22 protein-coding genes, 1 pseudogene and 1 riboswitch are annotated in these 21,197 nt (G+C 57.8%); of the genes and pseudogenes, 10 read left to right on the top strand and 13 right to left on the bottom strand.

Annotated features, from left to right (window positions below; translation table 11 throughout):
* Nucleotides 1-53: 53 nt before the first annotated feature.
* From plsC to AC3EMD_RS03580, 4 genes are all read right to left on the bottom strand, one after another.
* Nucleotides 54-791 (bottom strand): 1-acylglycerol-3-phosphate O-acyltransferase, encoded by a 738-nt coding sequence (gene plsC, locus AC3EMD_RS03595; RefSeq protein ID WP_008806505.1) that lies wholly within the window; start codon nucleotides 789-791, stop codon nucleotides 54-56.
* A gap of 191 nt (nucleotides 792-982) precedes the next feature.
* Nucleotides 983-3,241, bottom strand: coding sequence for a DNA topoisomerase IV subunit A (parC, locus tag AC3EMD_RS03590; protein ID WP_008806506.1), 2,259 nt, complete (start codon nucleotides 3,239-3,241; stop codon nucleotides 983-985).
* Nucleotides 3,242-3,362: 121 nt separating this feature from the next.
* Entirely contained in the window at nucleotides 3,363-4,232 is an 870-nt protein-coding gene (locus AC3EMD_RS03585) for an AraC family transcriptional regulator (protein ID WP_008806507.1), read from the bottom strand.
* Nucleotides 4,233-4,309: 77 nt separating this feature from the next.
* Nucleotides 4,310-4,717, bottom strand: a complete 408-nt coding sequence (locus tag AC3EMD_RS03580; RefSeq protein WP_008806508.1) for a YgiW/YdeI family stress tolerance OB fold protein — start codon at nucleotides 4,715-4,717, stop codon at nucleotides 4,310-4,312.
* A 149-nt stretch (nucleotides 4,718-4,866) separates the two neighbouring features.
* On the opposite strand from AC3EMD_RS03580, the gene qseB reads away from it, so the two are divergent.
* The 4 genes from qseB (at nucleotide 4,867) to AC3EMD_RS03560 (ending at nucleotide 7,956) form a co-directional block, all read left to right on the top strand.
* Nucleotides 4,867-5,526, top strand: a complete 660-nt coding sequence (gene qseB, locus AC3EMD_RS03575) for a quorum sensing response regulator transcription factor QseB (RefSeq protein WP_008806509.1) — start codon at nucleotides 4,867-4,869, stop codon at nucleotides 5,524-5,526.
* Nucleotides 5,523-6,872: a quorum sensing histidine kinase QseC gene (qseC, locus tag AC3EMD_RS03570; RefSeq protein WP_224231077.1), complete on the top strand. Its 1,350-nt coding sequence runs from the start codon at nucleotides 5,523-5,525 to the stop codon at nucleotides 6,870-6,872. The genes qseB and qseC overlap by 4 nt, the downstream gene beginning before the upstream one ends.
* Before the next feature lie 106 nt (nucleotides 6,873-6,978).
* The gene (locus tag AC3EMD_RS03565; RefSeq protein ID WP_008806511.1) at nucleotides 6,979-7,560 is read left to right on the top strand and encodes an NAD(P)H-dependent oxidoreductase; all 582 of its coding nucleotides are present in this window, start codon (nucleotides 6,979-6,981) and stop codon (nucleotides 7,558-7,560) included.
* An 81-nt stretch (nucleotides 7,561-7,641) separates the two neighbouring features.
* Nucleotides 7,642-7,956 carry a putative quinol monooxygenase gene (locus AC3EMD_RS03560; protein WP_008806512.1) on the top strand — a complete coding sequence of 105 codons (315 nt, stop codon included), beginning with the start codon at nucleotides 7,642-7,644 and terminating at the stop codon, nucleotides 7,954-7,956.
* Between the two features lie 72 nt (nucleotides 7,957-8,028).
* Here AC3EMD_RS03560 and parE read toward each other — a convergent pair whose 3' ends face one another.
* From parE to nudF, 5 genes are read right to left on the bottom strand one after another with little or no spacing between them, the layout of a single operon-like run.
* Nucleotides 8,029-9,924, bottom strand: coding sequence for a DNA topoisomerase IV subunit B (gene parE, locus AC3EMD_RS03555; RefSeq protein WP_302073934.1), 1,896 nt, complete (start codon nucleotides 9,922-9,924; stop codon nucleotides 8,029-8,031).
* Between the two features lie 30 nt (nucleotides 9,925-9,954).
* Nucleotides 9,955-10,530 carry an esterase YqiA gene (yqiA, locus tag AC3EMD_RS03550; protein ID WP_008806514.1) on the bottom strand — a complete coding sequence of 192 codons (576 nt, stop codon included), beginning with the start codon at nucleotides 10,528-10,530 and terminating at the stop codon, nucleotides 9,955-9,957.
* Entirely contained in the window at nucleotides 10,530-11,357 is an 828-nt protein-coding gene (gene cpdA, locus AC3EMD_RS03545) for a 3',5'-cyclic-AMP phosphodiesterase (RefSeq protein ID WP_008806515.1), read from the bottom strand. Before cpdA ends, yqiA begins: the two co-directional genes overlap by 1 nt.
* A gap of 24 nt (nucleotides 11,358-11,381) precedes the next feature.
* Entirely contained in the window at nucleotides 11,382-11,804 is a 423-nt protein-coding gene (locus AC3EMD_RS03540; RefSeq protein WP_002916847.1) for a DUF1249 family protein, read from the bottom strand.
* Nucleotides 11,801-12,433, bottom strand: coding sequence for an ADP-ribose diphosphatase (gene nudF / locus AC3EMD_RS03535; RefSeq protein WP_008806516.1), 633 nt, complete (start codon nucleotides 12,431-12,433; stop codon nucleotides 11,801-11,803). The genes AC3EMD_RS03540 and nudF overlap by 4 nt, the downstream gene beginning before the upstream one ends.
* Before the next feature lie 196 nt (nucleotides 12,434-12,629).
* Here nudF and tolC point away from each other — a divergent pair, with 196 nt between their 5' ends.
* From tolC to AC3EMD_RS03520, 3 genes are all read left to right on the top strand, one after another.
* Nucleotides 12,630-14,099 carry an outer membrane channel protein TolC gene (gene tolC, locus AC3EMD_RS03530; protein WP_302073933.1) on the top strand — a complete coding sequence of 490 codons (1,470 nt, stop codon included), beginning with the start codon at nucleotides 12,630-12,632 and terminating at the stop codon, nucleotides 14,097-14,099.
* Nucleotides 14,100-14,266: 167 nt separating this feature from the next.
* Nucleotides 14,267-14,938 (top strand): DUF1190 family protein, encoded by a 672-nt coding sequence (locus tag AC3EMD_RS03525; protein WP_008806518.1) that lies wholly within the window; start codon nucleotides 14,267-14,269, stop codon nucleotides 14,936-14,938.
* Between the two features lie 5 nt (nucleotides 14,939-14,943).
* On the top strand, nucleotides 14,944-16,104 hold the full coding sequence (locus AC3EMD_RS03520; RefSeq protein ID WP_050887211.1) for a glutathionylspermidine synthase family protein: 1,161 nt from the start codon (nucleotides 14,944-14,946) through the stop codon (nucleotides 16,102-16,104).
* 40 nt (nucleotides 16,105-16,144) lie between these two features.
* Here the strand turns inward: AC3EMD_RS03520 and ygiD are convergent, their stop codons facing one another.
* Entirely contained in the window at nucleotides 16,145-16,936 is a 792-nt protein-coding gene (gene ygiD, locus AC3EMD_RS03515) for a 4,5-DOPA-extradiol-dioxygenase (protein ID WP_008806520.1), read from the bottom strand.
* A 186-nt stretch (nucleotides 16,937-17,122) separates the two neighbouring features.
* Between ygiD and zupT the strand changes: the two genes are divergently transcribed.
* Nucleotides 17,123-17,893, top strand: coding sequence for a zinc transporter ZupT (zupT, locus tag AC3EMD_RS03510; protein ID WP_008806521.1), 771 nt, complete (start codon nucleotides 17,123-17,125; stop codon nucleotides 17,891-17,893).
* Nucleotides 17,894-17,954: 61 nt separating this feature from the next.
* Here zupT and ribB read toward each other — a convergent pair whose 3' ends face one another.
* Nucleotides 17,955-18,608: a 3,4-dihydroxy-2-butanone-4-phosphate synthase gene (gene ribB, locus AC3EMD_RS03505; RefSeq protein WP_004174356.1), complete on the bottom strand. Its 654-nt coding sequence runs from the start codon at nucleotides 18,606-18,608 to the stop codon at nucleotides 17,955-17,957.
* A 105-nt stretch (nucleotides 18,609-18,713) separates the two neighbouring features.
* Nucleotides 18,714-18,865, bottom strand: a riboswitch (FMN riboswitch).
* Between the two features lie 120 nt (nucleotides 18,866-18,985).
* On the opposite strand from ribB, the gene ubiK reads away from it, so the two are divergent.
* Nucleotides 18,986-19,258 (top strand): ubiquinone biosynthesis accessory factor UbiK, encoded by a 273-nt coding sequence (gene ubiK / locus AC3EMD_RS03500; protein WP_008806522.1) that lies wholly within the window; start codon nucleotides 18,986-18,988, stop codon nucleotides 19,256-19,258.
* 35 nt (nucleotides 19,259-19,293) lie between these two features.
* On the opposite strand, the gene glgS is transcribed toward ubiK, so the two are convergent.
* Nucleotides 19,294-19,491 carry a cell surface composition regulator GlgS gene (glgS, locus tag AC3EMD_RS03495; RefSeq protein ID WP_004205248.1) on the bottom strand — a complete coding sequence of 66 codons (198 nt, stop codon included), beginning with the start codon at nucleotides 19,489-19,491 and terminating at the stop codon, nucleotides 19,294-19,296.
* On the opposite strand from glgS, the pseudogene AC3EMD_RS03490 reads away from it, so the two are divergent.
* Nucleotides 19,483-19,631, top strand: a pseudogene (locus AC3EMD_RS03490) (hypothetical protein). The gene glgS and the pseudogene AC3EMD_RS03490 overlap by 9 nt on opposite strands.
* Nucleotides 19,632-19,708: 77 nt before the next feature.
* Here the strand turns inward: AC3EMD_RS03490 and hldE are convergent.
* A complete protein-coding gene (gene hldE / locus AC3EMD_RS03485; protein ID WP_032736431.1) occupies nucleotides 19,709-21,142 on the bottom strand; it encodes a bifunctional D-glycero-beta-D-manno-heptose-7-phosphate kinase/D-glycero-beta-D-manno-heptose 1-phosphate adenylyltransferase HldE in 1,434 nt (477 codons plus the stop codon).
* Between the last annotated feature and the right edge of the window lie 55 nt (nucleotides 21,143-21,197).

Here is a 21,197-nt window from a genome sequence, read left to right as displayed (position 1 = left end):
AAGGGAATTCGTTTCCCGCCAGCAATACGCGCGCGTTGGCGGCGTTTCCTGTCTTATGACTTTTTAGCCGCTTCGCGCGCGGCCACTTCGTTGTCCAGCTCAGCAATTTTGGCGGCCATCAGCTCGCGGCAATGCGTCGCCAGCGCGCGCACGTTGTCTTTACCGAACTGGCTGGTATCCACCGGCGGCAGCATCTCAACAATCACCAGACCGTTGTTCCAGCGGTTGAGCTTAATTTTGTTCGATGTGTTGGACACGCACACCGGAATAATCGGCACTCCGGCGGCGATCGCCGCGTGAAAGGCGCCGGTTTTAAAAGGCAGCAGGCCGCGGCCGCGACTGCGGGTCCCTTCCGGGAACATCCAGAACGAAATTTTACGCTTTTTAAAGGCATTCACCACTTCAGCAATGGTGCCATGCGCTTTGGTTCGGTTATTACGGTCAATCAGCAGGTTGCCCGTCAGCCAGTAGAGCTGGCCAAAGAACGGGATCCACAGCAGGCTTTTTTTACCTACGGTGACCGTCGGCGGCTGCACGATGTTCGACGCCGTCACCATATCATAGTTGTTCTGGTGGTTAGCGATGTAGATCGCGTTGCCATAGCTTTCCGCATCAGCAGGTTTGCGCAGTTCCACCTTCAGGCCAAATACCGGAGATAAGCGGCCAAACAGATGGCCGAAAGTGGCAACATGTTTTGGATTACGCGGGCTGAACAAGCAGTACAGACAGCCAAGTATGCACACCACGATGCAATAAATGACCACGAAAATTACTCGAAAAATGAATAGCATAGCTACCTCTAAAACCCAAACCGCTTAGAATTATTCGCTGCTGACAGAAGGCAGGCTCATCAGTTCTGCGCAGGCCGGGACCGTTCTTCCTGGGTCCCTGGTGATGGACATTGTTAATCGCAACGCCTGAATAAACAACGATTTTGCGGCATTTTTTCGCCTCCTCCCGTCAAAGACGGGAGGAGTGGCGTTTACTCTTCACTATCGCCTGCCGCGGCGCGGCGCGGCGAGTCGATTTCAACACGGTCGATCTTCTGCAGCCCGCGCATCAGCGAACCGCGGCGACCACGCTCGCCGGTGACTTTTTGCAGCTCTTCCGGACGCAGTTTGATTTTCCGTTTGCCAACATGGATGGTGAGCGTGCTCTGCGGTGGCAGGATAAACAGATGCGCCAGGCCATCCTGCCCGGCGGCGGCTTCCGCCGCAGGAATGCTGATAATTTTGTTGCCCTTGCCTTTCGACAGCTGCGGTAGATCGCTCACCGGGAACATCAGCATCCGTCCGGCGGCCGTGATGGCCAGCAGCATATCGGACTCGTCCTCAATCACCAGCGGCGGCATCACGTGCGCGTTGTCAGGCAGGGTGATCAGCGCTTTACCGGCACGGTTGCGCGCCACCAGATCGTTGAAGGTGCAGACAAAACCGTAGCCCGCGTCGGAAGCCATCAGCAGCTTACGATCGTCGCTTTCCATCAGCATATGTTCCACGGTCGCCCCCGGCGGCAGAGTCAGCTTACCGGTAAGCGGCTCGCCCTGGCCACGCGCGGAAGGCAGGGTAATCGGATCGATGGCATAGCTGCGCCCGGTGGTATCGATAAACACCACCGGCTGGTTGCTCTTGCCTTTCGCCGAGGCCTTCCAGCTGTCGCCCGCTTTATAGCTCAAGCCCTGAGCGTCGATGTCGTGCCCTTTGGCGCTCCGCACCCAGCCCATCTGCGACAGAACGATAGTCACTGGCTCAGACGGCTGCATATCATGCTCGCTCATCGCTTTCGCTTCTTCACGTTCGTGAAGCGGCGAGCGGCGTTCGTCACCGAAAGCATCGGCATCAGCCTGCAGCTCTTTTTTCAGCAGGTTGTTCATTTTACGCTCAGAAGCCAGAATCGCCTGCAGCTGGTCGCGCTCTTTTTCCAGCTCGTCCTGCTCGCCGCGGATCTTCATCTCTTCCAGTTTGGCGAGGTGGCGCAGTTTTAATTCCAGAATCGCTTCCGCCTGGGTTTCGCTGATGCCAAAGCGCGACATCAGGGCTGGCTTCGGTTCATCTTCGGTGCGGATGATCTCGATCACTTCATCGATATTGAGAAACGCCACCAGCAAACCTTCAAGGATATGCAGGCGCTTAAGCACTTTCTCTAACCGATGGTTCAGACGGCGACGCACGGTATCGCGACGGAACACCAGCCACTCGCTGAGGATCTCCAGCAGGTTTTTCACCGCCGGGCGTCCGTCGAGGCCGATCATATTGAGGTTGATGCGGTAGCTTTTTTCCAGATCGGTAGTAGCAAACAGGTGGTTCATCACCTGTTCCATATCCACCCGGTTGGAGCGCGGGACGATCACCAGACGGGTCGGGTTTTCGTGGTCCGATTCGTCGCGCAGATCGTCAACCATCGGCAGCTTTTTATTGCGCATCTGCGCCGCAATCTGCTCCAGCACTTTGGCGCCGGAAACCTGGTGCGGCAGCGCGCTAATCACCACCGCGCCGTCCTCTTTGCTCCACACCGCGCGCATGCGCACTGAGCCGCGTCCGTTCTGGTAGATTTTGCGAATTTCCGCCCGCGAGGTGATGATCTCCGCCTCGGTCGGGAAATCCGGCCCCTGCACGATATCCAGCAGTTCGTCGAGAGTCGTTTTCGGCTGCTCAATCAGGGTAATAGCCGCTTTGGCCACTTCACGCAGGTTGTGCGGCGGAATATCAGTGGCCATACCCACCGCGATGCCGGTGGTGCCATTAAGCAGGATGTTCGGTAGACGCGCAGGCAGCATTTTCGGCTCCTGCAGCGTCCCGTCAAAGTTTGGTACCCAGTCGACCGTTCCCTGTCCCAGCTCGCTGAGCAGCAGTTCAGCATACTTCGACAGGCGGGACTCGGTGTAACGCATGGCGGCGAAGGATTTCGGATCGTCCGGCGCACCCCAGTTTCCCTGCCCGTCTACCAGCGGGTAACGGTAAGAGAACGGCTGCGCCATCAGCACCATCGCTTCATAGCAGGCGCTGTCGCCGTGCGGGTGATATTTACCCAACACGTCGCCGACGGTGCGGGCGGACTTTTTGAATTTCGCGCTGGCGTTCAGCCCCAGCTCGGACATCGCGTAGACGATGCGACGCTGGACCGGTTTTAAGCCATCGCCAATAAACGGTAATGCCCTGTCCATGATCACGTACATGGAGTAGTTCAGGTAAGCATTTTCCGTAAATTCATGCAGCGCAAGGCGCTCTGCCATATCGCTCATTAATCGTGGATCCTCAATCTGGGTACCGACCGTTCGGACGGCAAAACTACCCGCGATAATACCCGATCTCACGCCCTGAGTCACAGGCCGTGAGATCGGCTGAGGATTCCGTCAAGCTTAATCAGGCCAGCGGCAGATAAATATCGGTTTGCAGTTCATGCTCAGCCACCTCATGGACAAAATTGAGGTAACGGAAGTACACCGGAAAATCCCGTAACGTCTCGCCTGACGCGGGTAACCAGTCGCGATAGAGAAACCAAACGCTGTTCGCCAGCGTGTCCAGCGAGCCGTGATGGCGCACGACGGCGCAGCGTCCGCCGGGGATTTCGCCGTTAATCACGCCAAAGGCGTTTTCACCGACCGGCCCAGCGACCGTACCGCAGATATCAAAACGAAATGCCTCCTGCGGGGTGGTCTGCGGATCGTCCCAGGCGATACCCCAGGTATCGCTGGTGGCGACGGGCGATAATCCGCTCGTCTTACGCCAGGCGATAAAACGCGCGGCGGTGGTGTTGACAAGGTCCGGGCTGCCGCGATGTTGCAGTACGGCTATCCGGGTGGTGGGGAAGGAAATGATATTGACGTCCATCGACGTTTGCTCCTGTAGCGTATGTTTCGGTACGCGTCGATGCCACTCGGCCCAGTCCGGTTGCTGACGGAATTGGGTCGGGCTTTGGTCAAACGCGGTACGGAAGGCACGACTGAACGACTCCGCATTCTGAAATCCGGCATCAAGGGCAATATCGATGACTTTATCGCGGGGGTTGAACGCCAGGCGCCAACAGGCGCGTCGCAGACGCAACCACTGAATATACCGGTACAATGGAATGCCGGTATAAGCGCTAAATTGCCGGTGAAAATGGTAAGGCGAACTGTGCGCTATCGCGCTCAGCGCCTCCAGCGACAGCGGCTCATCAAGATGGCGCGCAATGTACCTACAGACACGCTGGAAGCGCCCGACATACGCCGGGCTGGCCTTAATATCGTTCATCGTCTCCTCCTCGCGACATACTCTGACAGAGCGAGGATCGCGATGCCTGACCGATCTTGCGCTTATCTGACGAAGACTTATGGCGCGATTTTACGGATCTGTTTAACGTCGATTTCTACTGAGTTCCAGTCCTTATCGACTTCCCCCTGAATTTCTACTGTGTCCTGCGGGCCGACGGTCACGCCGTTCCAGCGCTTGTGGTCGATATCGACATTGATCACCCCGGAAGCATCCTGGAATTTATACAGATCGTCAGAAATGCGCTCGGTTATCTTGCCGCGCAGGGTCACCCAGGTATCGTCCCGCAGCGATTTGGCATTGGCGACGGTGGTCACCGCGCCGCTCGGGCCGGTGAATCCGCCAGCCTGCGCGGTGGAACTGACCTGCGTGGTCGAAGAAGGACCGGTAAACCCGCCCTGTTCGGCAGCCAGCACCGGCATGGAAACCAGGGCAACGATCGCGGTCATCGCAGCAATTTTCTTCATGATGTGTTCTCCCTTCGTGTTGATATGGCTCCTATTACGCCCGACAAAACTTAACGACTTCTTAAGCGGAAAAAAGAAATTTTAATGCTGTACATCACCCGCTTCAACGCGGTTTACTGCGCAAAGAAACAGGATCGTCGGAGGGAAACATGCGCATATTACTGGTGGAAGATGACAAGCTGATCGGCGACGGCATCAAAGCCGGGCTGAGCAAAATGGGCTTCAGCATTGACTGGTTTACCGCCGGGCTGGAGGGCAAAAATGCCTTATATAGCGCCCCCTACGACGCTGCAATCCTGGATCTCACCCTCCCCGGCATCGATGGCCTCGATATTCTGCGCGAATGGCGGGACAAGGGCCGCCATGAGCCAGTGCTGATCCTTACCGCCCGCGATGCGCTCAGCCAGCGAGTGGAGGGGCTACGGCTCGGCGCCGATGACTATCTGTGCAAACCTTTCGCCCTGATTGAAGTGGCGGCGCGCCTCGAAGCGTTGATCCGTCGCGCGCACGGCCAGAGCAGCAGCGAGCTGCGCCACGGCAAGGTGAGCCTCGACCCGAACCGCTTAACCGCCAGCCTCGACGGCGAGAGCCTGGTGCTAAAGCCGAAAGAGTTCGCCCTGCTGGAACTGCTGCTGCGTAACGCTGGTCGCGTACTGCCGCGCAAGCTTATCGAAGAAAAGCTCTACACCTGGGACGACGAGGTCTCCAGCAACGCCGTGGAAGTTCACGTCCATCATCTGCGCCGCAAACTCGGTAGCGGATTTATCCGCACTGTCCACGGCATAGGCTATACCCTGGGTGACGCATGAAACGACTTGCCCGCCTGAGCCTGCGCGTCCGTCTGACGCTGCTGTTTGCTGTGCTGACCGCGGCCGCCTGGGGCGTCGCCAGCGTGATCGCCTGGCAGCAAACCAGCAAAAAGCTGGATAAGCTGTTCGATACCCAGCAGCTGCTGTTCGCCCGCCGCCTGAGCGCCATGCATTTCGATGAACTCCGCGCCCCGCCCGAATCGTTCGGTGAAAAGAAAAAGGTGCGGCATGGACACATCGACGACGACGCGCTGGCGTTCGCCATCTTCACCCGCGACGGCACCATGGTGCTCAACGACGGTGAGAACGGGGAGGATATCCAGTGGAACTCGCAGCGCGAGGGGTTCAGCAATGGCTACCTGCGCGGCGATGATGACGAATGGCGCTTCCTGTGGCTAACCACCGACGACGGTCGCCATCGCATCGTCGTCGGTCAGGAGTGGGATTATCGGCGCGAAATGGCGATGGATATCGTGACCTCGCAGCTCACCCCGTGGATGATCGCCCTGCCGCTGATGTTCGTGCTGCTTATCGTGCTGTTAAGCCGCGAACTGGCGCCGTTGAAAAAGCTGGCGCGCACGCTGCGCCTGCGCGCGCCGGACTCAGCGGAATCGCTCAGCGTGGAGAAGATCCCCTCCGAAGTCCGCCCGCTGGTCGAGGCTCTGAATCAGCTGTTCCAGCGCACCCATAACGCCATGCTGCGCGAACGTCGGTTTACCTCTGATGCCGCCCATGAACTGCGCAGCCCGCTGGCGGCGCTGAAGGTACAGACCGACGTCGCCCAGCTCTCTATGGACGATGCAGAAGGACGTGAGAAAGCGCTGGCCCAGCTCCACCAGGGGATCGATCGCGCCACCCGGCTGGTCGATCAACTGCTGACGCTGTCGCGGCTGGACTCACTCGCCCAACTGGACGACGTGCAGCCGGTCGCCATCGACGACCTGCTGCAGTCGGCGGTGATGGAGATGTATCACCATGCGCAGCAGTCCGCCATTGAACTACGCCTACACCTGAATGCCAGTCATATCGTTCACACCGGCCAGCCGCTGCTGCTCAGCCTGCTGGTGCGCAACCTGCTGGATAATGCCGTACGCTATAGCCCGCGCGGCAGCCAGGTTGATATCACCCTCAACGGCCGCGAGTTTCGGGTGCGTGATAACGGCCCAGGCATTAGCCCGCAGGCGCTGGCGCGCATCGGCGAGCGTTTTTATCGCCCGCCGGGGCAGGACGCGCCGGGCAGCGGCCTGGGCCTGTCTATCGTCCGGCGCATCGCCTCGCTGCACGGCATGCAGGTTGATTTCGCCAACGCGCGCGACGGCGGCTTCGAAGCCCGCGTGTACTGGTAGCGAGATTATTGCTCATTTGGCAAAAGACTTTGCACATTTTGCTCATTTTACTGCCCCGCTTCGCGGGGTAAGATCATCGGCAAATTTTCAAGATTGAGGACAAATGATGAGCAACATCCTGATTATCAATGGCGCAAAAAAGTTCGCGCACTCGAATGGCCAGCTGAACGACACCCTGACCGAGGTCGCGGAGAGTTATCTGCGCGACGCCGGGCACGATGTTAAAAGCGTTCGCGCCGAAAGCGAGTACGACGTAAAAGCAGAAGTGCAGAATTTCCTCTGGGCCGATGTGGTGATCTGGCAGATGCCGGGCTGGTGGATGGGCGCCCCGTGGACGGTGAAGAAATATATGGATGATGTCTTTACCGAAGGCCACGGCTCGCTGTACGCCAGCGACGGTCGTACCCGCTCCGACGCCAGCAAAAAATATGGCTCCGGCGGCCTGGTGCAGGGGAAAAAATATATGCTCTCCCTGACCTGGAACGCGCCGATGGAAGCCTTCACCGACGAAGACCAGTTCTTCCACGGCGTCGGCGTTGACGGCGTTTACCTGCCGTTCCATAAGGCTAACCAGTTCCTGGGAATGGAAGCGCTGCCGACCTTTATCGCCAACGACGTGATTAAAATGCCTGATGTCCCACGGTATATCGCAGAATATCGCAAGCATCTGGCGGAAATTTTTGGTTAACTACAGATCTACGCTCTACATATTTCGAGTTATTCGAACCTGGAGTATGACGAGATACACACAGAAGGAGTTGAGTTAACCATGTTAACAGTGATTGCAGAAATCCGTACCCGCCCGGGCCAGCACCACCGTCAGGCGGTTCTCGATCAGTTCGCGAAAATCATTCCGACCGTTTTGCAGGAGGCCGGCTGCCACGGCTACGCGCCCATGGTAGATCATGCCGCCGGCGTCAGCTTCCAGACCACGGCCCCCGACTCTATCGTCATGGTGGAGCAGTGGGAAAGCGTCGCGCATCTTGAAGCGCACCTGCAAACGCCGCACATGAAAGCCTGGTCGGAAGCGGTCAAAGGCGATGTGCTGGAGACCACCATCCGTATCCTGCAGCCTGGCGTCTAAGCCCGCCGACGCAGTCGTGAAATGAAAAAGGGAGCCTGAGGCTCCCTTTTACGTCAGGCGCAGCGTACAGACTTACACTTCCAGATCCGCCATATCGCCCTTCTCCTGCAGCCAGTTGCGACGGTCTTCGGAACGCTTCTTGGCCAGCAGCATGTCCATCATCGCCGTGGTCTGCTGCTCATCCTCATCGCTGATCACCAGTTGCACCAGCCGGCGGGTATTCGGATCAAGCGTGGTTTCCCGCAGCTGCATTGGGTTCATCTCACCCAGGCCTTTAAAGCGCTGGACGTTTGGCTTGCCCTTCTTACGCTTCAGCTGCTCCAGCACGCCGGTTTTTTCTTCTTCCGTCAGCGCGTAGTAGACCTCTTTACCGAGATCGATACGGTACAGCGGCGGCAGCGCGACGTAGACGTGCCCCTCTTTCACCAGGGTACGGAAATGTCTCACAAACAGCGCGCACAGCAGGGTGGCAATGTGCAGGCCATCGGAATCGGCATCCGCCAGAATACAAATTTTGCCGTAGCGCAGCTGGCTTAAATCATCGCTATCCGGGTCAATACCAATCGCCACCGAAATGTCGTGCACTTCTTGCGAAGCTAACACTTCATCGGACGAGACTTCCCAGGTATTCAGGATCTTGCCTTTCAGCGGCATGATCGCCTGATATTCGCGATCGCGCGCCTGCTTGGCAGAACCGCCCGCCGAGTCCCCTTCGACGAGGAACAGCTCGGTGCGGTTCAGGTCCTGGGCGGTGCAGTCTGCCAGCTTACCCGGCAATGCCGGACCGCTGGTCAGCTTTTTACGCACCACTTTCTTGGCGGCGCGCAGACGACGCTGGGCGCTGGAGATAGCCATCTCCGCCAGCAGTTCGGCAGCCTGTACGTTCTGGTTCAGCCACAGACTGAAGGCATCTTTCACCACGCCGGAGACGAATGCCGCGCACTGGCGCGACGACAGACGCTCTTTGGTTTGCCCGGCGAACTGCGGATCCTGCATTTTCACCGACAGCACGTAGGCGCAGCGATCCCAGATATCTTCCGCTGACAGCTTCACGCCGCGCGGCAGGATATTACGGTATTCGCAGAACTCGCGCATCGCATCCAGCAGTCCCTGACGCAGACCGTTAACGTGCGTCCCGCCCTGCATGGTCGGGATCAGGTTGACGTAGCTTTCGGTCAGCAATTCGCCGCCTTCCGGCAGCCACAGCAGCGCCCAGTCCACGGCTTCCGTCTCGCCGGAGAAGGTGCCGACGAACGGTTTTTCCGGCAGCAGCGGCAGGCCGTTTACGGCTTCGCACAGGTAGTCGTTAAGGCCATCGGCATAGCACCAGCGCTGCTCGCTGTCGTTGACCTGATCGCGAAACACGATTTCCACGCCGGGACACAGCACCGCTTTCGCTTTTAACAGATGGGTCAAACGCGAAACGGAGAAACGCGGGCTGTCGAAGAAGCTTTCGTCCGGCCAGAAATGGACGCTGGTCCCGGTATTGCGTTTGCCACAGGTACCGGTGACGTGCAGATCTTCTACTTTTTCACCGTTTTCAAAGGCAATGCTGTAGACCTGACCGTCGCGACGAACATTCACCTCTACGCGTTTTGACAGGGCGTTGACCACCGAGATCCCCACCCCGTGCAGGCCGCCGGAAAACTGGTAGTTTTTGTTGGAAAACTTACCGCCCGCGTGCAGTCGGCAGAGGATCAGCTCAACTGCCGGCACCCCTTCTTCCGGGTGGATGTCGACTGGCATGCCGCGCCCGTCGTCAATGACTTCCAGGGACTGGTCGGCATGAAGGATAACTTCCACGCGTTTGGCGTGGCCTGCCAGCGCTTCATCCACACTGTTATCAATAACTTCCTGACCAAGATGGTTAGGACGGGTGGTGTCGGTATACATGCCCGGACGGCGGCGCACCGGCTCTAGCCCGGTGAGTACCTCAATGGCATCAGCGTTATATGAAGATTGCGTCATGGTGTGTATTCGTAGGTCGTTCAGGGCCGTTTAGCACAGGCCGAGAAATTCGATAATCTGAGTGAAATGATCGTCAAAGCCGACAAATGCGTGATTACCGCCCTCCTCCACCGTTTGCCGGCAGGAGGCGTAGTAATGAACGGCCTGGCGGTAATCAAGCACTTCATCCCCGGTCTGCTGCAGCAGCCAGAGTAAATCCGGCGCTTCAAGCGGGTCGATTTGCATGACCTTGAGATCGTAAATATGGCGAGACTCTAGCACATATTGCTGCCCGGTGTATGGATTCTCATTGTGGCCGAGAAAATTGTTCAGCAGTTCAAACGGGCGCACCGCCGGGTTGACGACCACCGCCGGCACCATAAAGCACTGCGACAGCCAGGTCGCGTAGTAGCCGCCCAGCGACGACCCCACAACCCCGAGTGGCTCGCCGCCATGCTCCAGCACAATGGATTCCAGCAGCTCTGCTGTTTCAGCCGGATAAGGCGGCAGCTCCGGTACCACCATGGTGATGTCGGGGTGCTGCTGCGACAGCCAGGTCTTTAACGCCATCGCCTTCGCCGAGCGCGGGGAACTGTTAAAGCCGTGCAGATAAAGAAGCGTCGCCATCAGTAGCCTTCTGAAGCAATATCCGGGTGGAACTCGGCGCCTTCCAGGCGGCACACTTCGGTGGTCAGCGTCCCGTCAGGATGCAGCTCCAGCCAGCGCCAGCCGGGTGAGACGGTATCCAGAGTGAAATTGGCGCAGTGTGGTTTGAACTGGACGCAGGTCGACGGCGTCGCCATCATGCGCCGGCCATTCCAGTCCAGATCCAGCTCCTGATGAATATGGCCGCACAGCAGATGTCTCACCCGCGGCCAGGCGCTCAGCGCGCGGTCCAGCGCGCCAGCGTTGCGCAGGCTGTGTTGGTCCAGCCAGCTACAGCCAGCAGGCAGCGGATGGTGGTGCAGCAGGAGTAAGGTATAACGCTCCGGCGCTTCTGCCAGCTTGTGTTCGAGCCACTCCAGCTGGAAGTCGCTCAGCTCGCCATGGGGAACGCCAAACACCTGGCTGTCCAGCAGCAGGATCTGCCAGTGGTCGCCGAGAAACACGCGCTTGGCGGGTGAAATGCCTGACGCCTGCAGCGTACTGTACATCGCCGGCTGGAAATCATGGTTACCCGGTAGCCAGACGCAGGGTGCAGCAAAACTCGCGATACCCTCAGCAAAATGCTGATAGGCCGCGGAGGAGTGGTCCTGCGCCAGATCGCCTGTTGCGACAATCAGATCGCATGGACGCTGTGAGGCATGAATAGCCGACAGTACGGCCTGATAACTTTCCCAGGTATTAATGCCTAACAACGTTTCATGTTTTTCAGCAAACAGGTGAGTATCAGTAATTTGTAAGATCCTGACTCTGGCCTCACCAGCCAGAGGTAGGTTTAACAGGCTTTCCAAATGGTGTCCTTAGGTTTAACGACGCTAACAAACCGGAATCGCCATCGCTCCATGTGCTAAACAGTAACGCAGCCAGTCGGCCAGAAACTGGTTAATTTGATGCTTTTCGTCGCGTTGATGCAACTTTTTATTAGGATAATCATACCGCGCTTTGAAGCGAAAGATCTGCTGACTCGAACACACTTCGGCCACCATGGCGTCATGGTAGAGGCGAACGGTCATCGACGGCAGGCTCCAGTAGCTTACCGCAGGCAGAGTCTGTTCTATCGCCACCAGAGTAGTGTAGCGGGTCGATTCAACTATCGTTAACCGATACTGCGCGCTTCCCACCTGATAACTTACCTTCTCACCCGCTGCATCCGTTCGCGGCAACAGGCGGCGCAACTGCGCGAAGTTGGTCTCGCACAGGCGCATCATCTCAGGGAAGTCAGGTGTATAACGCTTCATTTTGTCCACTCGTTTCGTAAATTGTGATAATGCAATTGCAGCCATTGCAAGGCGATGACAGAGGCTGCGTTATCGATTTTCCCCTCTTCTACCCACTGGTAAGCCTGTTCCCGGCTCACCACATGCACCCGAATATCCTCGTTTTCCTCGGCCAGGCCGTGAATGCCTTTCGCCGTGGATGCATCAACTTCTCCCACCAGGATCGATAACCGTTCGCTGGTGCCGCCAGGACTGGCCAGATAGCTTAATATTGGTTTCGTCCGCCCAACTTCAAGTCCGGCCTCCTCCAGCGCTTCCCGACGGGCAACGTCTTCCACCGTTTCCCCCGCTTCGATCATGCCGGCGACCATTTCGAGCAGCCACGGGCTCTCGCTGGTATCATAGGCGGCAATACGGATTTGTTCGACGAGCACCACTTCGTCCCGCACCGGGTCAAAGGGTAGCAAGACGGCGGCATGCCCGCGCTCAAAAATTTCACGGGTGACTTCGCCGCTCATGCCGCCGTTAAACAGGCGGTGGCGAAAACGGTATAAATCGAGCGAAAAAAAACCACGATACAGCGTTTCGCGTGCAATAATTTCTACATCATTTTTGAAGAAGGTAATTCCCTGCTGAATGGGTTTGCTCATTGTCATGTCCTGCTAATCCGAAATTAGGGATTTCCAGACCGTTTGGCTACCGTTTTACGGTCCGTATGTTAGATTGGTGCAAATTACCGCCGGATGGCACGTAACGCCAACTTTTTACGGCGGCAGAATCGATACAATCAGCGGAATTTTTCTTAGAATTAGACCAGCGCTAAATGCTTCACAACAAGGAATGCAAATGAAGAAATTGCTCCCCATTCTTATCGGCCTGAGCCTGACCGGGTTCAGCGCCATGAGCCAGGCGGAAAACCTGCTTCAGGTTTACCAGCAGGCGCGCATCAGCAACCCCGATCTGCGTAAATCGGCAGCCGATCGTGACGCCGCGTTCGAAAAGATCAATGAAGCGCGCAGTCCATTACTGCCTCAGCTTGGGCTGGGAGCGGATTATACCTATACCAATGGCTATCGCGACAGCAACGGCGTCAATTCTAACGTCACCAGCGGCTCGCTGCAGTTAACGCAGGTTCTGTTTGATATGTCGAAATGGCGCGCCCTGACGCTGCAGGAAAAAACGGCAGGCATTCAGGATGTCACGTATCAGACCGATCAGCAAACGCTGATTCTGAATACCGCGACGGCCTATTTTAAAGTGCTGGCCGCCATCGACACGCTCTCCTATACCGAAGCGCAGAAACAGGCCATTTACCGCCAGTTGGATCAAACCACGCAGCGCTTTAACGTAGGCCTGGTGGCGATCACTGACGTACAGAACGCCCGTTCACAATACGACGCCGTGCTGGCGAACGAAGTCACCGCGCGTAACGATCTCGACAACGCCGTCGAAGAACTGCGCCAGGTCACCGGTAACTACTATCCGGAGCTGGCCTCGCTGAATGTGAATGGCTTCAAAACCAACAAGCCGCAGGCGGTCAACGCCCTGCTGAAGGAAGCGGAGAACCGCAACCTGTCGCTGCTGCAGGCGCGTCTGAACCAGGACCTGGCTCGCGAGCAGATTCGCCAGGCGCAGGACGGTCATTTGCCGACTCTGAACCTTTCCGCCTCTACCGGCGTCTCGAATACGCGTTACAACGGTTCAAAAACCAATACCCCACTCGCCTACAACGACAGTGACGTTGGGCAGAACCAAATCGGCCTGAACTTCTCTCTGCCACTGTATCAGGGCGGCGCGGTGACCTCGCAGGTCAAACAGGCGCAATACAACTTCGTTGGCGCCAGCGAGCAGCTGGAAAGCGCCCACCGCAGCGTCGTGCAGACTGTGCGTTCGTCGTTTAACAACGTGAACGCCTCCATCAGCAGCATCAACGCCTACAAACAGGCGGTGGTCTCTGCGCAAAGCTCCCTGGATGCGATGGAAGCAGGCTACTCGGTGGGTACGCGTACCATCGTTGACGTCCTCGACGCCACCACCACGCTGTATAACGCCAAGCAGCAGCTCTCCAATGCGCGCTATAACTACCTGATCAACGAGCTGAACATTAAGTCGGCGTTAGGTACCCTGAACGAGCAGGATCTGGTCGCCCTGAACAACACGCTGGGCAAACCGATCCCCACCTCCGCAGACAGCGTCGCGCCGGAAAATCCACAGCAGGATGCCACTGCCGATGGCTACGGCAATACTACCGCAGCGGTGAAACCGGCGTCCGCACGGACCACCCAGAGCAGCGGCAGCAATCCGTTCCGTCAGTAATTCCCATACTGTGACGCGCATCGCCTGTCCGTCGGACAGGCGATGCGTTAAACGTAAGGCAACGTAAAGATCCCCCGCTTAGCGCCCCTCTTCGCTTCATTTTCCACCACTCATCCTCTATCCTGAGCGTTAACACACGCCATACCACTGGGTCCTGGAAGACAAATATGAAACGGACAAAAAAAATTAATCATTCGTCGTTCCGCAAAAGCTGGAGCGCACGCCATCTGACGCCGGTCGCGCTGGCCGTCACCGCGGTCTTTATGCTTGCCGGTTGTGAAAAAAGCGATGAAACGGTGTCGCTATACCAGAACGCCGATGACTGCTCCGCCGCCAATCCGGGCAAAGCAGCCGAATGCACCACGGCCTACACCAACGCGGTAAAAGAGGCAGAGCGCACCGCACCGAAATATGCCACCCGGGAAGACTGCGTCGCCGAGTTTGGCGAAGGCCAGTGCCAGCAGACGCCAGCCCAGGCGGGCGTCGCCCCGGAAAACCAGGCGCAGGCGCAAAGCAGCGGCAGCTTCTGGATGCCGCTGATGGCCGGCTATATGATGGGCCGCCTGATGGGCGGCGGCATGGCGCAACAGCAGCCGCTGTTCAGCTCGAAAAACCCGGCCAGCCCGGCCTATGGTCAATACACCGATGCGAGCGGCAAGAGCTATGGCGCCGCCCAGCCGGGTCGCACCATGAACGTGCCGAAAACCGCGATGGCGCCGAAGCCAGCAACTACCACCACCGTTACCCGCGGTGGTTTTGGCGAGTCGGTGGCGAAGCAGTCGACTATGCAGCGTAGCGCCGCAGGCTCAACGTCCTCTTCTCGCTCGATGGGCGGCTAACTCACATGGAAAGAGTCAGTATTACCGAGCGTCCGGACTGGCGTGAGAAAGCGACCGAGTACGGTTTCAACTTCCACACCATGTACGGCGAGCCCTACTGGAGCGAAGAGGCGTATTACAAGCTGACCCTCGCGCAAGTGGAAAAACTGGAGGAAGTCACCGCCGAGCTGCATCAAATGTGCCTCCAGGTGGTGGAGAAAGTGATCGCCAGCGATGAGCTGATGACTAAATTCCGCATCCCTAAACACACCTGGGGCTTTGTGCGCCAGTCGTGGAAAACCAACCAGCCGTCGCTCTACTCGCGTCTCGACCTGGCCTGGGATGGCGTCGGCGAGCCGAAGCTGCTGGAGAACAATGCCGACACCCCGACCTCGCTGTATGAAGCGGCCTTCTTCCAGTGGATCTGGCTGGAAGACCAGCTCAACGTCGGCAAGCTGCCGGCGGGCAGCGACCAGTTCAATAGTTTGCAGGAAAAGCTCATCGATCGCTTCGGCGAGCTGCGCGAGCAGTTTGGCTTCCAGCTGCTGCATATGGCCTGCTGCCGCGATACCGTTGAAGATCGCGGCACTGTGCAGTATCTGCAGGACTGCGCCGCCGAAGCAGGCCTGGCGACGGAATTCCTCTATATCGAAGATATCGGTCTGGGCGAAAAAGGTCAGTTTACCGATCTGCAGGATCAGGTGATTGGTAACCTGTTCAAGCTCTATCCGTGGGAGTTTATGCTGCGGGAGATGTTCTCCACCAAGCTGGAAGACGCCGGCGTGCGCTGGCTGGAGCCCGCGTGGAAAAGCATTATCTCCAACAAAGCGTTGCTGCCGATGCTGTGGGAAATGTTCCCCAATCACCCGAATCTGCTGGCGGCCTACTTCAGCGAAGATGCCCACCCGGAGATGGAGAAGTACGTCATTAAGCCGATCTTCTCTCGTGAAGGGGCCAACGTCTCCATTGTTGAGCAGGGCAAGGTCGTGGAGTCGGTGGAAGGTCCGTACGGGGAAGAAGGAACCATCGTGCAGGAGTTTTACCCCCTGCCGAAGTTTGGTGACAGCTACACGCTGATTGGCAGCTGGCTCATCAACGATCAGCCCGCCGGGATCGGCATTCGCGAAGATCGGGCGCTGATCACTCAGGATCTGTCGCGCTTCTATCCGCACATTTTCGTCGAATAATGTCGCGCTCCGGCGACGATATCGCCGGAGCGCACTATCATCAGGCGCCAACCACCACCGACAGCATACTCAGCGAGCCCATCTCGATGCCATCGACCGGGATCGTAATCGCTTCAACACCATCCCACGCCCCCAGGATATATAGCAGCGGCAGGAAATGCTCCGCCGTTGGGTTGGAGAGCGAGCCTCCTTCGTGTGCCAGGTAGTTAACCAGCGGGTGCTGCTCGTCCGGCCCCTGCCATTGCAGATTCGCCTTCACGTAGTTATTGAAGGACTCTGCCCATGGGTACGGCGTGTTCTCGCCGTGCCAGCGGGCGGTGCGCAGGTTATGCACCACATTGCCGCTGGCCACCAGCATAATGCCTTCATCACGCAGCGAGGCCAGTTTCCGCCCCATTTCGAGATGCCAGGCCGGCGGTTTGGTGCTGTCGATGCTCAACTGAACCATCGGGATATCCGCCTGCGGATACATTTTAATCAGCACGCCCCACGAGCCATGGTCAAATCCCCAGGCTTCTTTATCGAGGGTGACCGGCACAGGCGAGAGCAGCTCCACCAGTCGTTGCGCCAGCGCCGGAGAGCCCGGCGCCGGATAATGGGTGTCATACAGCGCCTGTGGGAAACCGCCGAAGTCGTGAATGGTCTTCGGGGCCTCCATCGCCGTCACGCCCGTACCGCGCGTGAACCAGTGCGCAGAGACCACCACAATCGCCTTCGGACGCGGCAGGGTTTCGCCCAGGTGAGCCCAGGCGCGAGTATAAATGTTGTCTTCCAGCACGTTCATTGGGCTGCCATGGCCGAGAAACAACGCGGGCATTCGGGTAGGGGACATGATGATATCCTTAGGGTGTCAATGTGATGTGCTCACATTACGCGCTTTTGCGCCAGGATAAACTCAGATAACCATGATGATGATCGTCAGAAAATTTGAATGTAAGTCGCGGTAAAGGGACGTGTCCCGTACGCGCATCCTCAGGCAATATACTCATATGCACTTATTTTCACAGGGAGAGTAGCGATGTCATCACCCTTAATATTGACGCTGTTAGCCGGTAGCGCAACCTTTATTGGCGCCATATTCGGCGTGATTGGTCAGAAACCCTCTAACCGTCTGCTTGGCTTCTCCCTCGGCTTTGCCGCCGGGATCATGCTGTTGATTTCATTGATGGAAATGCTGCCTGCCGCTCTGACCGCCGAAGGCATGTCGCCGCTGCTCGGTTACGGGATGTTTGTCATCGGCCTGCTGGGCTATTTCGGCCTTGACCGCCTGCTGCCGCACGCTCACCCGCAGGATCTGATGACCCCCGCCACGCCGCGTCCACGTAATTTACGTCGCACCGCTATTCTGCTGACGTTGGGTATCAGCCTGCATAACTTCCCGGAAGGGATCGCCACCTATGTCACGGCCAGCAACAACCTGGAACTCGGCATGGGCGTGGCCCTCGCCGTTGCCCTGCACAATATTCCTGAAGGACTGGCCGTTGCCGGGCCAGTGTATGCCGCCACCGGGTCGCGCAGCAAGGCGGTACTCTGGGCCGGGCTTTCCGGCATGGCGGAAATTTTGGGCGGCGTGCTGGCGTGGCTGATTCTGGGGAGTCTGGTCTCACCGCTGGTGATGGGAGCGATCATGGCCGCTGTGGCCGGGATTATGGTGGCACTGTCCGTCGATGAACTGATGCCGCTGGCGAAAGAGATCGATCCGCAAAGCAACCCAAGCTATGGCGTTTTGTGCGGGATGTCGGTCATGGGGCTGAGTCTGGTGGTACTCCAGACGATGGGCATCGGTTAAAGCGCAGAAACAACACAGCCCACTAAGAAGTGGGCTGTGGTCGGGCGTAGCGAACCGCTATTTAGCTGGCTTTACGCTCATGTTCGCGACGATAGGCCACCAGATCTTCAATCGTGACTACCGCCATATTGTGTTGCTGAGCGAACTTGATGCACTCCGGCGCGCGCGCCATGGTGCCATCGTCGTTGGTCAGCTCGCACAGCACGCCTGCGGGTTTAAAGCCAGCCAGGGTCACGAGGTCGATAGTGGCTTCAGTGTGGCCGCCGCGGGTCAGTACGCCACCCGGCTGCGCACGCAGCGGGAAAACGTGGCCAGGACGGTTGAGATCGGAAGGTTTCGCGCCGTCGGCAATGGCCGCGCGGACGGTGGTCACGCGGTCGGCAGCGGAGACGCCGGTGGTCACACCTTCGGCCGCTTCGATGGTAACGGTAAAGCCGGTGCCGTAGGCGCTGGTGTTGTTCTCTACCATCATCGGCAGATCCAGCTGTTTGCGGCGATCTTCGGTCAGGCACAGGCACACAATGCCGCTGCCGTGACGAATGGTCAGCGCCATCTGCTCAACGGTCATGGTTTCGGCGGCGAAGATCATATCGCCTTCGTTTTCACGGTCTTCATCATCAAGCACCATCACGCCGCGGCCTTCGCGCAGGGCGTCCAAAGCGTGTTCCACACGTTCAAAAGCGGTACCAAAAGAAGAAAGGAGCGTCTGATTCATGGTAAAAAAACCTCATTAAAATTATGGTTACCAGAATCAGGGCAGTCTTAGGAGCGCCGGTTTAGCGGCAAAAGTCAACGCGAGCGGGCCTGGGCCCGACTGTGCCGTTACTCTCTCCCATCCGGACTTTAACCGTCGGCCCCGGAATTACACCGGATCTGCTGACCTTCCCGTAGTCACGGGAAGCGCTCGCGGGCTTTCAACGCGATGGTTGATTTACCGCCGGTGGGGAATTTCGCCCCGCCCTGAGAATAAGCGAGATAACTATAACGCTATTGACTATCCTCGGCAATGCATAAGCTTCAAACATTTCTGGTTTATAGGCGGCCTGGTTAGCACTACAATGATCAATCATCCGACCCGAGCAGGAAACCACCATGATTGACCCGAAAAAAATTGAACAAATCGCCCGCCAGGTCCATGAGTCGATGCCAAAAGGACTTCGCGATCTGGGTGAGGATGTTGAGAAGAAAATCCGCCAGGCGCTGCAGTCGCAGCTGACCCGCCTGGATCTGGTCAGCCGCGAAGAGTTTGACGTACAGACTCAGGTTTTGCTGCGGACCCGCGAAAAACTGGCGCTGCTGGAGCAGCGTCTGAATGACCTCGAAAACCGCCAGGCAGCGACGCCTGGCAGCGAAGAGCAGCCGTAAAAAACGGGCCCTCAGGGGCCCGTTTTGCGTTTGGCTTAGTGGGCGGCTTCCGCCGGGCTGTTTACCTGACGACAGTAAAGTTCATAACGCTGGCAAAACCATTCACGATGCTCTTCATCCATATTGCCGACAATAGCCTGAAGATCAACTGGCTGGCCTTGCGCGTGCATTCTGGCGAAACTCCGCGCCAAAAAATCAAAATTCTTCATTGAATACATATCGTTATGGTTCATGCGCATACTCCTTCAGCGGTGGATGTTCTGATCAGTCATATGCCTTTACTCACTTCAGTATTTACGCTTACCTTAACGCGATTTGTACGAAAAATGCGCTTAATATGATTATTTATTGCGCTAAATCATTTTCCACATGATTAAATAAAAACGGCCCGCGATATCTCCATCGCGGGCCGTGATGCTTCACCGTACAAGCCGGTGAATAGCGAAAAGATTATTTATCGCTATCTTTTTGTATTTTCTTAATAATATTGGTGGTCGAGCAACCATCTTCAAAGTTGAGCACCAGCACTTCGCCGCCGTTAGCCCAGACCTCTTCGCTGCCGGCGATCTGTTCCGGCTTATAATCGCCGCCTTTGACCAGCAGGTCCGGCAGGATACCGGCAATCAGCCGCTGCGGGGTGTCTTCCTCGAAGGAGACCACCCAGTCGACGGCCTCCAGCGCCCCCAGCACGATCATCCGCTGTTCCAGCGGGTTCACCGGGCGGGTTTCGCCTTTCAGACGTTTGGTTGAGGCATCGCTGTTGACCGCCACGATCAGACGGTCGCCCAGCTTGCGCGCATTCGCCAGATAGGAGACATGGCCGGCATGCAGAATGTCGAAGACCCCGTTGGTCATCACCACTTTCTCACCGCGCTTGCGCGCTGCCGCAACCGCCTGTTTGAGTTCCTCTTCGCTCATCACGCCAAAGCCGGTCTCAGCCCGGCCGCGGACCGCGTTTTCCAGCTCGACAGGGGAAACGGTGGAGGTCCCCAGCTTACCGACCACCACGCCCGCCGCGGCGTTGGCGAAATAGCAGGCCTCTTCCAGGGTGTTGCCGGAGGCCAGGGTCGCCGCCAGCACGCCAATCACCGTGTCGCCGGCGCCGGTAACATCGTACACTTCCTGGGCCTGGGTCGGCATATGCAGCGGCGGACGCCCCGGCTGCAGCAGCGTCATCCCCTGCTCAGAACGCGTCACCAGCAGCGCTGACAGTTCAAATTCGGCGATGAGCTTCATGCCGCGTTCAACGATCTCCGCTTCATCCTGACACTTGCCCACCACCGCTTCAAACTCAGAGAGGTTCGGGGTGAGCAGCGTCGCGCCGCGGTAGCGTTCGAAATCGGTGCCTTTCGGATCGATCAGCACCGGCACGCCCGCTTCACGGGCGAGCTTGATCATCGTCTGGACGCTGGTCAGCGCCCCTTTGGCGTAGTCCGAGAGGACCAGTGCGCCAATGGCTCCCAGCGCCTGCTGAATGCGCTCATGCATCGGCTGCGGATCCACGCCGGAGAAGCCCTCTTCAAAGTCGAGGCGGATCAGCTGCTGATTGCGCGACAGCACCCGCAGCTTGGTGATGGTCGGGTGAGTCGGGACGGAGACGAAGTCGCACTTCACATTCACATTGGCCAGCGCCTGGCTCAGCGCGCGGGCAGCGTCATCAATCCCGGTCAATCCCACCAGGCGCGACGTTGCCCCCAGGGAGGCGATGTTCATCGCTACGTTTGCCGCGCCGCCAGGACGTTCTTCGATATTTTCCACCTTCACCACCGGCACCGGGGCTTCCGGGGAAATACGACTGGTGGGGCCGTACCAGTAGCGGTCCAGCATCACATCACCCACCACCAACACTCCTGCACGTTCAAACTCCGGCAGCGTTACTTTCATGACTCTCTCCTGCGAGACGCAAACTTTGCGCGCGATAATAGCACACCCGATTTTA

The organism is Klebsiella sp. PK18 (genome assembly GCF_057784655.1).
The sequence above is the reverse complement of the archived record's forward strand: the minus strand, read 5'-3'. Positions and strand labels throughout refer to the sequence as shown.